The sequence below is a fragment of the Herbaspirillum sp. Her2 genome (assembly GCF_057961375.1).
In genome coordinates, this window is sequence record NZ_CM176331.1 from 1,644,321 (window position 1) to 1,659,198 (window position 14,878).

General features: G+C 63.3%; 14 protein-coding genes. 9 read left to right on the forward strand and 5 right to left on the reverse strand.

Going from position 1 to position 14,878, the window contains the following annotated elements; translation table 11 throughout:
• Positions 1-43 precede the first annotated feature (43 nt).
• From ACWHXP_RS07480 to ACWHXP_RS07495, 4 genes are all read left to right on the forward strand, one after another.
• A complete protein-coding gene (locus tag ACWHXP_RS07480; RefSeq protein WP_489634120.1) occupies positions 44-1,429 on the forward strand; it encodes a CoA transferase in 1,386 nt (461 codons plus the stop codon).
• Between the two features lie 49 nt (positions 1,430-1,478).
• Positions 1,479-2,171 carry a signal peptidase I gene (gene lepB / locus ACWHXP_RS07485; protein ID WP_489634119.1) on the forward strand — a complete coding sequence of 231 codons (693 nt, stop codon included), beginning with the start codon at positions 1,479-1,481 and terminating at the stop codon, positions 2,169-2,171.
• Positions 2,172-2,357: 186 nt separating this feature from the next.
• Positions 2,358-2,930: a TetR/AcrR family transcriptional regulator gene (locus ACWHXP_RS07490; protein ID WP_286869235.1), complete on the forward strand. Its 573-nt coding sequence runs from the start codon at positions 2,358-2,360 to the stop codon at positions 2,928-2,930.
• 321 nt (positions 2,931-3,251) lie between these two features.
• Positions 3,252-3,686, forward strand: coding sequence for a hypothetical protein (locus tag ACWHXP_RS07495; RefSeq protein ID WP_227022714.1), 435 nt, complete (start codon positions 3,252-3,254; stop codon positions 3,684-3,686).
• A 20-nt stretch (positions 3,687-3,706) separates the two neighbouring features.
• Here the strand turns inward: ACWHXP_RS07495 and ACWHXP_RS07500 are convergent, their stop codons facing one another.
• The 4 genes from ACWHXP_RS07500 to budC are packed head-to-tail and all read right to left on the reverse strand — an operon-like array spanning position 3,707 to position 7,870.
• A complete protein-coding gene (locus ACWHXP_RS07500; protein WP_134222495.1) occupies positions 3,707-4,510 on the reverse strand; it encodes an endonuclease/exonuclease/phosphatase family protein in 804 nt (267 codons plus the stop codon).
• Entirely contained in the window at positions 4,510-6,819 is a 2,310-nt protein-coding gene (locus tag ACWHXP_RS07505; RefSeq protein WP_489634118.1) for a VTT domain-containing protein, read from the reverse strand. Before ACWHXP_RS07505 ends, ACWHXP_RS07500 begins: the two co-directional genes overlap by 1 nt.
• Positions 6,820-6,870: 51 nt before the next feature.
• Entirely contained in the window at positions 6,871-7,050 is a 180-nt protein-coding gene (locus ACWHXP_RS07510) for a hypothetical protein (RefSeq protein ID WP_489634117.1), read from the reverse strand.
• Positions 7,051-7,084: 34 nt separating this feature from the next.
• Positions 7,085-7,870, reverse strand: coding sequence for a meso-2,3-butanediol dehydrogenase (gene budC / locus ACWHXP_RS07515; RefSeq protein ID WP_489622939.1), 786 nt, complete (start codon positions 7,868-7,870; stop codon positions 7,085-7,087).
• A gap of 349 nt (positions 7,871-8,219) precedes the next feature.
• Between budC and ACWHXP_RS07520 the strand changes: the two genes are divergently transcribed.
• From ACWHXP_RS07520 to ACWHXP_RS07540, 5 genes are all read left to right on the forward strand, one after another.
• A complete protein-coding gene (locus tag ACWHXP_RS07520; RefSeq protein WP_489634116.1) occupies positions 8,220-10,652 on the forward strand; it encodes an ATP-binding protein in 2,433 nt (810 codons plus the stop codon).
• 51 nt (positions 10,653-10,703) lie between these two features.
• The gene (locus tag ACWHXP_RS07525) at positions 10,704-11,429 is read left to right on the forward strand and encodes a methyl-accepting chemotaxis protein (RefSeq protein ID WP_039787064.1); all 726 of its coding nucleotides are present in this window, start codon (positions 10,704-10,706) and stop codon (positions 11,427-11,429) included.
• Positions 11,426-12,034: a hypothetical protein gene (locus ACWHXP_RS07530; protein WP_489622937.1), complete on the forward strand. Its 609-nt coding sequence runs from the start codon at positions 11,426-11,428 to the stop codon at positions 12,032-12,034. Before ACWHXP_RS07525 ends, ACWHXP_RS07530 begins: the two co-directional genes overlap by 4 nt.
• A gap of 31 nt (positions 12,035-12,065) precedes the next feature.
• Positions 12,066-13,019: a chemotaxis protein CheX gene (locus tag ACWHXP_RS07535; RefSeq protein WP_489634115.1), complete on the forward strand. Its 954-nt coding sequence runs from the start codon at positions 12,066-12,068 to the stop codon at positions 13,017-13,019.
• A gap of 76 nt (positions 13,020-13,095) precedes the next feature.
• Positions 13,096-13,464 carry a response regulator gene (locus tag ACWHXP_RS07540; protein ID WP_039787057.1) on the forward strand — a complete coding sequence of 123 codons (369 nt, stop codon included), beginning with the start codon at positions 13,096-13,098 and terminating at the stop codon, positions 13,462-13,464.
• Between the two features lie 347 nt (positions 13,465-13,811).
• On the opposite strand, the gene ACWHXP_RS07545 is transcribed toward ACWHXP_RS07540, so the two are convergent.
• Positions 13,812-14,678, reverse strand: coding sequence for a PCC domain-containing protein (locus ACWHXP_RS07545; protein ID WP_489634114.1), 867 nt, complete (start codon positions 14,676-14,678; stop codon positions 13,812-13,814).
• Between the last annotated feature and the right edge of the window lie 200 nt (positions 14,679-14,878).

Below are 14,878 nucleotides of genomic sequence, written 5' to 3' on the forward strand. Positions count from 1 at the left end.
GCTAGTATCCTGCAGTCATCGCCCTTTCATTCCGAGGATTGCCATGACATCCCTTTCCCCCTCGCAAGCCATGCTTGCCACGATGTGGAACGCCCTCGACGGCGATCCTGACGCTCTTGCCGCCGTGGGCCTGACGGGCGAGGGCGGTTTGCCGTCGGTGTTTGCCACCACCGACCTGGCCCAGGCATCGGTGGCGGCATCCGGACTCGCGTTGGCCGGGCTGGTCAGCGGTGCCGGCGGGGCCTTCCCCGAAGTGAACTGCGATCGCCGCCTTGCAGCAATGTGGTTCAGCAGCAGCCTGCGGCCCGAGGGCTGGGCGCCGCCGCCTTTGTGGGATGCGGTAGCGGGCGATTACCGCGCCGCCGATGGCTGGATCCGCCTCCACACCAACGCCAGCCATCACCGTGCTGCAGCCCTGGCAGCGCTGGGCCTGGATGCAGGGCAGGCCACGCGCGAGGACGTGGGTCGTGCCGTCTCGGGCTGGCGCGCCAGCGAACTGGAAAGCGCCGTGGTAGCCCACGGTGGCTGCGCCGCCGAAATGCGCAGCCAGGTGCAATGGGCAAGCCATCCGCAAGGCGCGGCCGTGGCGGCCGAGCCGCTGGTGGCCTGCCGTTACTTCGATGCGGCTGCGGCCGCGCCGCGCCCGGTGGACCCGGTGCGGCCACTGGCCGGGGTGCGGGTACTGGATCTGACGCGGGTGCTGGCCGGCCCGACTGCCACGCGTTTGCTCGCCGCTTTCGGGGCCGATGTGCTGCGCATCGACCCGGCCTCGTGGGAGGAGCCCGGCGTGGTTCCCGACATGACGCTCGGCAAGCGTTGCGCCGGACTGGACCTGCGCCAGCCAGCCGGGCGCGCCGTGCTGGAAGCGCTGGTGCGGCAGGCCGACGTGATGGTGCACGGGTATCGTGCCGATGCCCTGGAGCGCCTGGGGCTGGGTGCGCCTCGGCGGCGCGAACTGAACCCCGGGCTGGTCGATGTGGCCCTCAATGCCTACGGCTGGAGCGGTCCGTGGTCGTCGCGGCGCGGCTTCGACAGCCTGGTGCAGATGAGCAGCGGCATTGCCGAGGCCGGCATGCGCGCCGCCGGCAGCGACAAGCCGGTACCGCTGCCGGTGCAGGCGCTGGACCATGCGACCGGTTATCTGATGGCGGCGGCCGCCGTGCGCGGGCTCACCCGGCGCCAGACCGGTGGCGGCAGCCAATACCGCTTGTCGCTGGCCCGTACTGCCCGCCTGCTGGCCGATTATCCGGCCGCCTCAGGCCAATCGCCGCTGGCCCCCGAAACGATGGCCGATGTGCATCCGCATCTGGAAATGACCGTCTGGGGCCCGGCCCGGCGCCTGCGAGGCCCGCTCAGCGTGGGGGCGGCCGAGATGGCGTGGGACCGGCCGGCCTCGCCCTTGCGCAGCGTCCAGCCCGCATGGAGCTGATTTCATTTAGCATGGTGGTCTTCGTGAAAACAAACAACGAGACGGCAACATGAGCTTCCCCCTCAAACAACTGGCAGCAGCCAACAAGGGCCTGCTGGCCTTCATCGCGCTGATGGTGGTGTTTCGCAGCGCCATCGCCGACTACAACGTGGTGCCCAGCGGCTCCATGCTGCCGACCGTGATGGTGGGCGACCGCATCCTGGTCGACAAGCTGGCCTATGACCTGCGTCTGCCGCTCACCCACATCAGCCTGCTGCGCCTGGGTGAACCGCAGCGTGGCGATATCGTCACCATCGATTCGCGGCAGGCCGGCGAACTGCTGCTCAAGCGCATCATCGGGCTGCCGGGCGATGTGGTGGAGCTGCGTGACAACGTGCTCTTCATCAATGGCCAGCCCGCCAGCTACGGCCCGGCGCACGCGCGTCCCGAAAGCGGAGATGGCGTCGACCAGGCGCGCTACCGCGATGAAAAGCTGGACGGGATGAATCACCTGGTGCGCCTGTCGGAGGCCCATCCCAGCCTGCACAGCAGCTTCGGCCCGGTGGTGGTGCCGGCCGATCATTACATGATGCTGGGCGACAATCGGGACAACAGCATGGATTCGCGCTACTTCGGCTTCTTTGCCCGCAGCGAGCTGATGGGGCGCACCCGTCGCATCGCCTTCTCACTGGATGCCGACCAGTTCTACAAGCCGCGTCTGGAGCGTTTCGGCCGTCCCTTGGACGCGGTGACGATGCGGTAATGAGATTTCCGGGATTTTTGTCACAAAAATCTTCGTTTTTTTGCTGTCAATCGCTCAAGTTGTCCAAAAGCATGCCGTTATCAATGACGGAAAACATGCCTTTGTCATCTGGAGCACATCATTTCTCTCACCTTCATCTCCGATCCGGCCACCGGTCGCCGCAGGAATGCCGTCAGTCATGACGCCATCCTCGATGCCACTTATGTGATGCTCGAGGAGATCGGTTTCGACAAGCTCTCCCTGGAGGGCGTGGCGGCGCGCGCTGGCGTAGGCAAGGCCACCATCTACCGCTGGTGGCCCAACAAGAGCGCACTGGCCATGGAAGCCCTGCTGCGCGCGGTCGAACCCTTGCCGCCGCTGGGCGACAGCGGTTCGGCCCGCGACGATATCGAACAGCACATGCTGCAACTGTCCCAACTGTTGCGTGGCAAGTCCGGCCGGGTGGTGCGCGAGATGATCGCGCTGGCTCAGTTCGAGCCCGAGAGCCGCCGCATTTTCAACGACAACTACCTGGAGCCGCGCCGCCTGGCGCTGGTCAACGTGCTGCGCCGTGGCGCCCAGCGCGGCGAATTCCGGGAAGATGCCGACCTCAACCTGGTCTTCGACCTGCTGTACGCCCCCGTACTGCAGCGTCTGCTGACCGGCAGCGCCGACATCGATGAACGCCAGATCCAGTCCCAACTGAAACTGGTCCTGGGCAGCATTGCGCTGTCCCAACCCCTTTTGACGCCAAGTAAAATTTCGAGCCAACAAACGTAAATTTTATTGAGCAGTACCCCGATTGCACCTAGAATCCGAGACGAAACGTATCGTATTGGTTCTGGGCAAGTGAACTTTTGCGTCAAAAATCAGCCATTCCGGGCCACCGGGATACGCTGAAAGCGCCAGCAGACGGCGGCTTTCGACGACAAGAATCCATCTCTTCCTCCGCAGAGGGCGCGGAGGACAGCCCTCGGGAAATGCGAGCCACCTGTTCAGCGGGTGACCTGCTTCTTCCCATGCACCGGTGCAGGCCGGGGCAATTCCAGACGACGTTGATCCGAACAGACATTGCCAGCATCCCTCACGGGAGACTGGCGCATGGTTGCCGCCGCGCATTTGGGCGTCGTCACGACGGCGCGTGGGCAACCCAGGGGCAGACCACACATGCAACATATGCCAGTGCAAGGGGGAAATATGCACAGCAACGCTATGCAGTCATGCCGGGGCGGTGATGCTTCCGGCGATGGCCAGGAATTCTGCCGCCGCTATCGCAAGATGCGGCGCTGGTGTCTCACCGGCTTCGTCGGCATTCCGTTTTTGCTGGGATTTCTCTGGCTGCAGTTCGTCGCCGCGCGCAGCGGCGGCGAGTTGTTCTATGCCGATCACGTCTGCGATTGCCGTGAGGCAGTCTCGATGTGGGTACGCGATTATGTATGGACGCAGATGATCTGGCTGCCGGGCAACATGCTGTTCCTGCTGATCTGGATCGCGTTGGCAGTCAAGCTGTGGAGCGGCAAGCGCAGCGCAGGCTGATCCTCCGCGTCATCAGCTGGTCAGCCATCGATATGGGCCACCAGCGGCAAATGGTCAGAGGCCACGCGTGACAGGGCGGTGCGGTGGACCTGCACCTGCAGCAGGCGTTGACGCGGGCTGATCCAGATGCGGTCCAGCGCAAACAGCGGCCAGCGTGATGGGAACGTGCGCGGCGCGGGTGCGGCCTCGAAGTGGGAAACCAGCCAGCGCAGGGCACGCCCCCACATGAACCATTCATTGACGTCTCCCATGAGGATCACCGGCGCCTGGTCGGTATCGAAGGCCTGCAGCAGCCGTTTGATCTGGGCACGCCGCTCAGCGGGCTTGAGTCCCAGATGGGTGGCGATCACGCGCAGCATGTGGCCGTGGCAATCGATATCCGCATCCAGTGCGCCGCGCGGTTCGCGGCTGCCGAAGGACAAGTCGATGCTCTGTTTGGCCAGAATGGGGTAGCGGCTCAGGACGGCATTGCCATAACGGCGTTCGGCACTCTCCATGGTCGGTCCCTCGACCGCGAAAAATCCAGTCTCTTTCCTTAGCAAGGACAGCACATCCGGCTGCGAGGAGCCGCCCAGGGGCACTTCCTGCAGGGCCACCACATCCGCATTGATTTCCTTGAGCACCTGGACAATGCGCTGCGGGGAGAATACGTCATCGGTGCCGATCGCCCCATGGATGTTGTACGTCGCCACGGTGAGCGGCCATGGGTCGAGGTCGCGCAAGGGCACATCGCCGGTGAGGACGAGTTCCGTATCGGAACGCGCCTCCGCCGTCGATGCCGGCTGGTACTCGGCGGCACGATGGGACAGGCTACCGGAGCGCATCAGGCCTGCCTCGCCTCCACGCCATGCTCGGCGCTGACGCGCGCCATGTCCTCATCGCCCGGAGTGTGCGGCGCAGGGCTCTTGCGGGTGGACGGTGCGGACGATTTCGATTTTTTCCCGACGCGCGGCTTGAGCAGCTTCTGCAAGCCAAACGCCATCAACATCAGCGCGGCAGTCACGCCGACCAGAATCAGCACAGTCTGCAAACTCGGATGGCGAATGGCTTCGGCCAGATTGTGCGAGAACACCACCGTCAACGCGATACCCGGGGCCATGCCGATCAGGGTGCCCAGCAGGTAATCGCGCAATCCAAGGTGCGACGCACCCGCCACCACGTTGACGACCGTGAAGGGCGCAATCGGCAGCAGCCGCACCACGGCCATGGCAGCGATGCCGCGCTGGGCAAAGCGTCGGCTCAGGTTGTTGATGCGCGGACCCAGCATGTCGCGCAGCGCGTCATGCCCCAGCCAATGGCCCAGGCCGAAGCCGAGCAGGGCGCTCAAGCCCACGCCCGCCGTGGCATACAGGCCGCCATTCACCGGCCCGAACACTACCCCCGCGACCGCGATCAACACCGTGATGGGTACCATCAGCATGCCCGCCACCACGAAGGCCGCAATCACGATGGCCGGCGTGAAGGGCATCTGGTCGACGCTGCGCGCCAGCGCAATCAGCGAGCTCAGATTGATCCATTCGCGCAGCGGTGTGAAGCGCCAGGCCAATGCAAAGACCACCAGTGCCACGGCCAGCACGCCCAGGCCGATCATGCGGCGCGGGACCGGCTTTCTGGCACTGTGCGGCACATAGGCATCGACGATTTCATCGGGGCTGATGGGGCGTTCCGGATCGAAGACGGCATTGTCCTGGGTCAAGGCATCCAGCTCCGGGATGAGGCGCGGATCCATGGGGCGCAGTTCGCGCCGTTCTGCCTTGCGCAAGCGGGCGATGGCGCCATGCAGGCTCTGGTCCTGCTGAAGGGCAGCTTGCACATCGGCAGCTGCGACGTCCAGATGCTCGGCCAGCAGGCGGTTGCGCATGAGCGCGATGGCCGCGCGGATTTCGTCCTGCTTGGCGGCATCGCCCTGCAATTCGATGGTCAGGTTGCATTCGGTGTCGAAGGCCATGGAGCGATTGCTCATGTTGGCCGAGCCGACCGAGAACAGCCGGTCATCCATGCTGAAGACCTTGCTGTGGACGTTCAGGCAGCAGCCATCCTCCAGCCCGGGCAGATGCGGGCAATACATCTGGTAGCGCGTAGCGGCCTGCTCGCCCTGGTTTTCCAGGGCGCTTTTGAGACGGTGATGGATGCGGGCGCGCAGCGCGCCCATGGTGGCCTGCTCCAGCCAGCCGCTCTGGGTCTGCGGAGATATGACGGCCACTTCGGGGCCTTGCGGTTCGCGCAGGCGCGCGCCAATCGCTTCGGACAGCACGTTCGAGGTGAAGTACTGGTTTTCGAAGAACAGGTGATGCTGCGCACCGGCGATGGCATCAAGATAGAGTTCGCGCACTTCAAACACCCCCGGACGATCTTCGTAGGCAGGTTCGGTGCGCGAGATGCCGACCCGCAGATCGCACAGATCGGGCTCGAATCCCTGTGGCCATGGATCATCGGCAGGCAAGCTGGTGGCTTGCATCAACGCGGTACGGCGTTCGGCATAGCCGGCCAGGCTCCAGCGCCGACGCGCCAGTTCGCCCAAGGCACGGGCGACATCGCCGTCGACCATGGCCTGCACGTCATGGAAAGGGGCGTAAGGCTTGTCGTCGGGATCGCGCCGCAGCGGGTTCTCTGGGAGATGTTCCGGCGTATCCCAGCGGCAGCGGGTCAGGTCAAGGCCGCCCACGAACGCCAGCTTGTCATCGATCACCACGATCTTCTGATGATGCGAAGCGCCGACCGGATGGCGCGCATCGGTACGGAAATGCAGCCGCTTGTTACGCGCACGGCCCGGCTTGCGGGCAATCATCCATTCACGTTCCAGCGCGTAGAGCATGGCGTAGTCCCAGTTCAGCACGCGGATGTGCAGATCGGGCTGGCGCTCGACCAGCGCATGCAGCAGGTCACCCAGCTGCGGCGGCAAGCCATCGTCGGTGTCATTGATATCGGGTACCAGGACGGTACGGCTGTCGATATCCCAGCCGAGAATGAAGACGCTGCGCCGGGCGTTGAGCAGGGCCATGCGCAAGGCGCGGAAATAATCGGCGGCGTCGATGAGCAGCTTGAAACGCTGCGCATGTTCCACCCGCCAGCAATTGCGGCCGGGCTGCAGCAGCCCCGCTGCGGGGGATTCCTGGACAGGGGTGGACGACATCATGGCCTCCGGCGACACGTGAGTTTTGTGATCGTTGTGGTATGAATGGGATCAGGGCTTGCCAACAGACATCGGATGTTCATCCGTGTCGGTCGATTGCCGGGACGGATCCGTCGCGCCGTTGCTGCGCTCTTGCACCGCCTGGTGCGGCAGAGGCTTGGGCTTGCGCTGATCCAGGCCGGTCTCGGTGGATTCCGTGGTTTCTTCGGGCAGGGGAATCTTGTCGCTCACGATGGGCTCCTCTTCACTTTCAATCACTTGTGGTTCATTGCGGCGGCTGGCCGTTGGAGGCGGTGACGCCACCGTCGACCGGCAGGTTCACACCGGTCACGAAGCCGGCATCAGGGCTGGCCAGGAAGGCGATCACGGAAGCAATCTCCACCGGGTCCGCACCGCGTCCGAGCGGAATGCGTTCGGCGAACTTGGCCAGCTGTTCCTGGTCCTCCGCCACATCGGCGGTCATGCCGGTGAAGGTAAGGCTGGGGCAGACGGCGTTCACGCGTATGCCTTTGCGGCCGAAATCCAAGGCCATGGCGCGGGTGAGGTTGACGACGGCACCCTTGGAGGTGTTGTAGGCCGCCAGATTCCAGTCGGCGCCCAGTCCCGAGACCGAGGCCACGTTGACGATGCAGCCGCGCGTCTTCTCCAGATGGGGCATGGCTTCGCGCGCCCCGTAGAACACGCCGTTGACATTGGTGGCCTGGACGTGGTGCCAGTCTTCCGGGCTGACCTGGGTGATGTCGCCTTCGGCGAAGATGCCGGCGTCGCTGACCAGGACGTCGATGCGGCCAAAGCGTTCGATGGCGAATGCCACCATCTGGCGCACGTCTTCATGGTGCGACACATCGGTTTCGCGCGCGGCGCTGCGCTCGGCCGGCAGGGAATCGAAGACCTTGGTCAGTGCGGCAGCATTGCGGTCGGCCAGCAATACCTTCGCGCCTTCGTCCGAAAAGCGGCGCGCAGTCGCTTCGCCGATACCGGAGGCAGCCCCGGTAACGATGACGACCTTGTCCTTGAAACGTTGCAATTGGGAGGGATTGAGGCTGGGCATGGGAGGCTCCTGTTCAACTGGCAAAGCAAATGGGTAAGCGTGAGGACAGCAGGGCGCATAGGGCCAAGCCGCCAAAAGCTTCACATTAGGCCCTTCCTCGGCGGCAGCCCATCGGACAGCTCCCCAAGCTGATGTAGGAAGATGCTGTCGCAGATCGCCCTCGGGAGGGCAAATGCGAGTCTCCGATAAACGCAAAAGTGTAATTTTTTGTTGTCATGGAGCAGTAATACTTCAGTGCAACAATGCGCCCCGCATCCAGACCGGCTGTTCATTCGTTCAGTTTCCAGGGAAGAAGCTGAAGCAAATGACCAAACCCGCGCCGGTTCACCGCCACCTCAAGGGGAATTCCATGACCATCCGCATGCGTATCACGCTATTGGTGATACTTACCTTTGTCGCGATCGCCGGTATCGGCGGCTACGCGATGATGCAATCCCGCAGCAGCGCCGTGGAGGTGCGTTCGGTGACCGAGGGCGTGATGCCCAGCGTGCTGGCCTCGGCCGATCTCATGGGGCAGTTGAAGGATGTGCAGTTGGCCGCCATGGTGATGGTCAACGAGACCGACAATCAACTGGTCGCGCAGGAAAACGACAAGCTGGCCGAGAAGAAGGCCGTGCTGGAAAAGGCACTGGCCCTGCAGGCGCAGCAGGCTGAGGGCGTAGCGCAGCGCGGGCTGATCGAGCAGGCCAAGGAAAGCCTGGACAACTACTTCGGTGCCATCGATACCACCGCCAAGTTCAAGCTGGCCGGCAAGAACGAGATCGCGCAAGCGCAGTTCTTCGGCGGCGTGATGCAGTACCAGACCGAGCTGGAAGGCATCGTCAACACCCTGCGCATCGAGAAGAACCGCTTCAAGGACAACGCAATTGCCTCGCTGAACGGCAAGCTGGCGCAGACCACTACCACCATCAGCATTGTCACCGTGGTGGCAGTATTGCTGCTGGGTGGCCTGGGCTTCCTGCTGTATCGCCAGATCACCGGTCCGATCAGCCGCATGGCGGCCATGATGGGCGAGATCGCCACCAGCCAGGACTTCACCCGCCGCCTGCCGGTGCAGCGCATGGACGAAGTGGGCCATTCCATCGTCGCTTTCAACGGCATGGTCGAGAAGATCGAGGAAGCTTCGGCCCAGGTGCGCCAGAAAACTGCCGACATGCAGGCCATGTTGCAGAACATTCCGCAGGGCATTCTCACCATCGTCGATGGCAACAAGGTGCATCCGGAGTATTCGGCCTTCCTGGAAACGGTGTTCGATACCACCGACATCGCCGGCCGCGACCTGATGGAACTGGTCTTCTCCAACACCAATCTCGGCGCCGACACGCTGTCGCAGATCGAAGTCATCGGCGGCGCCTGCATCGGCGAAGACGTGATGAACTTCAGCTTCAACGAACACCTGATGGTCGGCGAAATCGAAAAGACCATGGCCGATGGTAGCGTGAAGATTCTCGATCTCTCGTGGTCGCCCATCGCCGATGAGCAGGACATGGTGATCCGCCTGATGCTGTGCGTGCGCGATGTGACCGAGCTGCGCCACCTGGCTGCCGAAGCCAACGAGCAGAAGCGCGAACTGGAAATGATCGGCGAAATCCTCGCCGTGGCCCCGGCCAAGTTCGCCGAATTCATCGTCAGCGCCCGCCGCTTCCTGGACGAGAACGAGCAGATCGTGCACCAGAACCCGCAAGCCACGGCCTTCGCCATCGCCAAGCTGTTCCGCAACATGCACACCATCAAGGGCAACGGCCGTACCTATGGCCTGCTGCACCTGGCCAACGTGGTCCACCACACCGAGCAGCATTATGACGACCTGCGCCATCAGGACAGCGGTGCCGTCTGGAACCAGGAAGAGCTGCTGCTGCAACTGGCCCAGGTACGCGAGATCATCGACCGCTACGCTCGCATCAACGACGTCACGCTGGGCCGCGGTGCCAGCGCCAGTGCCGGCGGCGACCAGGTGCTGCCGGGCTACCAACGCCATGTCCTGACCATCGACCGCAAGCACATCCAGGAAAGCCTGCTGCGTCTGGAGAACGTCAATACCGCCAACCTGCACGAGCTGGTGGCCGTGCGCAACGACGTGCGCCGTACCCTGCGCCTGCTGGGCACCGAGACCATCGAGGAAGTACTGGCCCCGGTCATCGATTCGCTGCCGGCGCTGGCCAGCGACCTCGGCAAGTCGGCCCCGTTGGTGCAGATCGACGACAACGGCTACGTGGTCCACAGTTTTGCTTCGCCGCTGCTGCAGAACGTATTCATGCACCTGATCCGCAATGCGATGGATCACGGTCTGGAATCGGGCGAAGAGCGACTGGCCAAAGGCAAGCCCGAAGCCGGTACCATCAAGCTGGAAATGGGCGTGATGGAAGACATGTTCCAGATGGCCCTGTCCGACGATGGCCGTGGCCTGGCGCTGCACAAGGTGCGCCAGATCGCTATCGAGAAGCAGCTCATCAGCGTGGACCAGGTACTCACCGATGCCGAGATCGCGCGCCTGATCCTGCAGCCGGGCTTCTCCACCCGCAGCGAAGTGACCGAGGTGTCGGGACGCGGCGTGGGCATGGATGCGGTGCTGGACTTCGTCACCCGTGAACACGGCAAGATCGAGATCCGCTTCATGGATAGCGAAGAGGGGGCTGCCTTCCGTGCCTTCCAGATCATCGTGATGCTGCCGGAAAACGTGGCGGTGGAAGTCGATGGCATCGACGTGCCGTATCGGGTGGCGGGACAGGAAATCGCTGCACCGGCGGTGCTGCCGCCGGGCGGCGATGCACAGGTCGCCTGATTCACCTGGCGCGATCACGCAATCTCATCAAGACAGCAGGAATAGCACGCCATGTTTCAATCACTTCTTCTGGTGGCGCTGGGCGCTGCCCTGGCCGGCCTGCCGATGGCCGCGCTGTGGCTGCGCCAGAAGCGTCGCGCGCGCCAGCTGATCGATGCCGGTCAGCTGGAACGCGTGCGTGACCAGGCACAGGCCGCACTCGCCGAGCAACAGCAGCAATGGAGCGCGCACCAGCAACAGCTGGAACAGGATCGGCTGGCCGCGCAGCAGCATATGGCCGAGATGCGCCGCGAGAGCGAGGCCATGCTGGCGCGCCTGTCCAGCGAGCAGTCCGATCACGTGTCGCGCGTGCGCCAGAGTTGCGACGAGTCGCAGGACACCATCAGCAAGCTGCTGGGACTGGTGCGCACCTTCGAGCGCTGGCATGACGACATGAACGAGCTGATCGCGCACAACCGCGAGATGCATCGCAAGAACGACGAGTTCGCGCTGATCGTGAATCAGGTCATCATCGTGGCCCTGAATGCGTCCATCGAAGCTGCGCGTGCCGGTGTGCATGGCCGTGGCTTTGCCGTGGTGGCGCAGGAAGTGCGCGATCTGGCGCAGCGGGCCGAGAAGCTTTCCAAGAGCTATCGCGCCAACCTGTACCAGAACGACCTGATCACCACCACCACCTTCCAGGACCTGCAGGCCGGCGGCAAGATGATCATGGGCGCCGTCATCGGCCTCGACCTGATCAACAAGAAGACCCGGCAAGCCCTGGCCGAAGCGGCATGAGCGCCAACGACATGGACGAGCTGCAGGCGGTAGCCGAGGTCGTGGCCGACGAGCGCATCAGCGCCAGCGCGCGCGACGGTTTCGATACCCTCCTGCAGCAGGCGCTGCGCAGCAGCCTGGTGCCGTCGGACGCCAGTGCGGAGATCTCGGTGGTGGAAGACATCGCCGCCCTCACCGGGAAGAAGATGGTGGTGCTGACCATCTCGTCTTATCTGTTCCGCCTGATGGTGATGTTCCACTTCACCCCGGACGCCGCCACGCGCGGCCACTTTGCGCGCCTGACGCGGGTGTCTGCAGGGGAGATGGGCGAGCAGGCCTTGATGGATGCGATTGCCGAATGCGGCAATCTTTGCTGTGGCATTTTCAACCGCGAACTGGGGCGCTTCTTCCCGCACCTGGGCATGTCCACGCCCAACGTGATCGATACGCAGTGCGTGGCCTACCTGCAAAAACTCAACTGCGCGCACGTGCGGCATTTCGCCATCGACATGGCGGACGCGCCGCGCCTGCACGTTTCACTGGCTCTTTCCACTTACGACCGGCTGGACTTTGCCGTGGCACCGGGCGAAGAGGCCGATACCACGGGCGAGCTGGAACTGTTCTGACCATCCAACGATTCGGGGGGATCTCATCACCATGGAAGCCACTGCCAGCCTTGACAACGCCATCACCAGCAAGATGCTGGTCCTGGACCGCGACGCCGACTGCTACGACACCATCAAATCCTTTTGCGAGCGCCACAACCTGGTCGGGCTGAAGGCGCATGAAGAACATGTGATGGCGGTCTTGCGCAGCAACGTCGACCTGGGCGGCATCATGCTCTCGGAAAGCCTGGCCGGACTGGGCGAGGGCGGGCGGGGCCTGGCGCGCCGCATCCGCGAGGTGCGTCCGGAATTGCCGATCTTCCTGCGCCGCCGCCGGGAAGCTGCTGATGTCGAATTGTCCGAACGCGATAGCGAACTTTTCAGCGCCGTCTATCGCATCGAGCACATCGATGCGCTGGCACCGGCGGTGGCCTCGTCGATTTTCAGCCAGCAATACCCCAATGCACTGGTGCGCGGCATTGCCGAGATCAGCCGCATGGTGCTGGAGAGCCAGTTCCCCGGCATGCAGGTCGAGATCGAGCAGCCTTACCTGGTGCGCGACCGCATCATCTTCGGGGAAGTGTTCACGCTCATTCCGGTGGAGAGCAGCTGGTGCCGTGGCTACATGATGCTGCAGGCGGAACAGAAGACGCTGCAGGCGCTGGCACCGGACGAATCGGGCGATTTCCGCCATCTCAACAATGCGCTGGGCGAACTGACCAACCTGATCTGGGGCTGGTTCAAGAACCGCTTCATCAACCAGAGCCAGCCCATTCATCAACTGAGCCAGGTGCCGATCATCATCAATCACCAGCATCGCTACATTTCCTTCGGTTCGGAGGATGCGCAGCTGTGCTTCAAGTACCTGCTGCGTCGTGACGACGGCGCACCGCTGGTGCTGCTGCAGCGCTTCATCTTCAACCTGTCGTGGTCGCCGGAGGATTTCACCGAGAACCAGACCTCGGTGGAAGAGCTGTTCGAATCTGGCGAGCTGGAACTGTTCTGAGGCCGGGGCAGCACCCCGGCATTGATTTACCTTCCCCTCAAGCAATTACGCAAATCAAGCAAAGAGAGAATTCAAGATGGCACAAATCCTGGTAGTGGACGATTCGAGCACCGTGCGCGCCGAAGTCGGTGACTTCCTCAAGAAAAATGGCCTGGACGTGGCCCTGGCCGTGGATGGCCGCGATGGCCTGGCCAAGCTCAAGAGCGATCCGGCCATCAAGCTGGTGGTGTCCGACGTGAACATGCCCAACATGGATGGCCTGACCATGGCCGAGAAGATCCGCAGCGAACTGGGCAATGCCACTGTGAACATCATCATGCTCACTACCGAGAATTCGCCCATCATGAAGGAACGTGGCAAGGCGGCCGGTATCAAGGGTTGGATCGTCAAGCCCTTCAAGGGGGAGGCGGTGTTGCCGACGTTCAAGAAGCTGGTGGGTGTTTGAGTCGATAAGATAGCTAAAGAGAACTCATGATCCTGCAGCATGATTCTTGATCGGCTCGCTTGTTTGCGAGCCGTTTTCATTTCCGGCGTTACTACGGTCCTGGGTGATTTGACGTGGCTACAATGATCGTCCGTTCATGATCCAATCCGTTTCAAACCGAGCGATATGCCGAAACTCAAGCAAGGAACGATTCTGCCCGGCCGCCGCGAAAACGCCGCCCTCACAAAGGCTGCTCTGGCCGACCCGGACACGCAGCTTCTCACGGCGGAGCAGTTCGCAGCGATGCGTCCGGAGGGCGGACGTGGCAGATCTGCGGGAGTGGCTGGCGCAGCACAAGCTGGCTCGAATCACTTCTCTTCCAGCACCAGTTCGAAACAGATCAGCACGGGATTACTGCCGCGCTTGAGCACGCCTTCACAGACCTGACCTTGGGGATTGATGAGGCCGATGTCCAGGCGGCCGACTCCATCACGCACTTCGCCCGAGCGGATCAGGATTTCAGTGGCACGGTCTTCCAGCACGCGCCCGTCTTCGAATTCCGCCCCGATGATGCTGCCCACGCTGCCGCGCACGATGGCATTGCGCATGCCGTGCTCCGCGCAGGCCTGTTCGACGGCGATGGTGAGATCCTGGTCGGGGCGGATGCGTGCCAGTACCAAGCGTTTTCCACTCGCTGAGAGGGGCTGGTCGCTCAGCCGGGTAGGGTAGAACAGGGTGAAATTGGTCTCCGGATCGTAGCGAGTCGCCATGGTGGCGTCGTGCAGACCCCACGCTTGCGCGGGCGTACTGGCGCCGACCACGGTTTTTTCCATCATCAGGTGACCACCCTGGCGCTGGCCATCGCGGCCGCGCCAGATGGCGTGACAGTGCACGAAAGGCTCGCCGTCCTTGCGTCCGGCGGTGGCGCAGGCGTATTCGATCACCGTTCCTTCTTCCATCGCCTGTGGCGCGCTGTAGAAAGCGGCGTGCTGGTCATCCACCGCCAGTGCAGGCATGAGGAAGTGAAGGGGGGAGACAGGGAGGTTGGCGAAGCGCACGGTACCGCCATCCAGGCCCGCGCGTGCCAGCGGAATGCTGATGGCGTCACGCAGGCTCATGCCGGCTTCGAGGGTGAAATCGAGATGCATCGCCGGACCGGACAGGGTAACGATGCGCTGCGGGTCGGGCGGGCCGGGGTGGCGGACGGTGCGGGCGAAGGCGGGTGTGGCTGACATGCGGTCTCCTTGGCAGCTGGGCTGCGGGCGGTGCGGCTTTGAGGGGCCGTCGGGGCTGGTTGAGTTCGGGGATTATCGCGCGTTCGGTGGCGGGGTTGCGGTGAATGTTTTTAATCCGTCAGCACGCAGATGAAGTTTGCAACTGCATATGGTCACTCACAATGAGTGCTGACACTTCTGCGGACACCTCTGGCTCGATC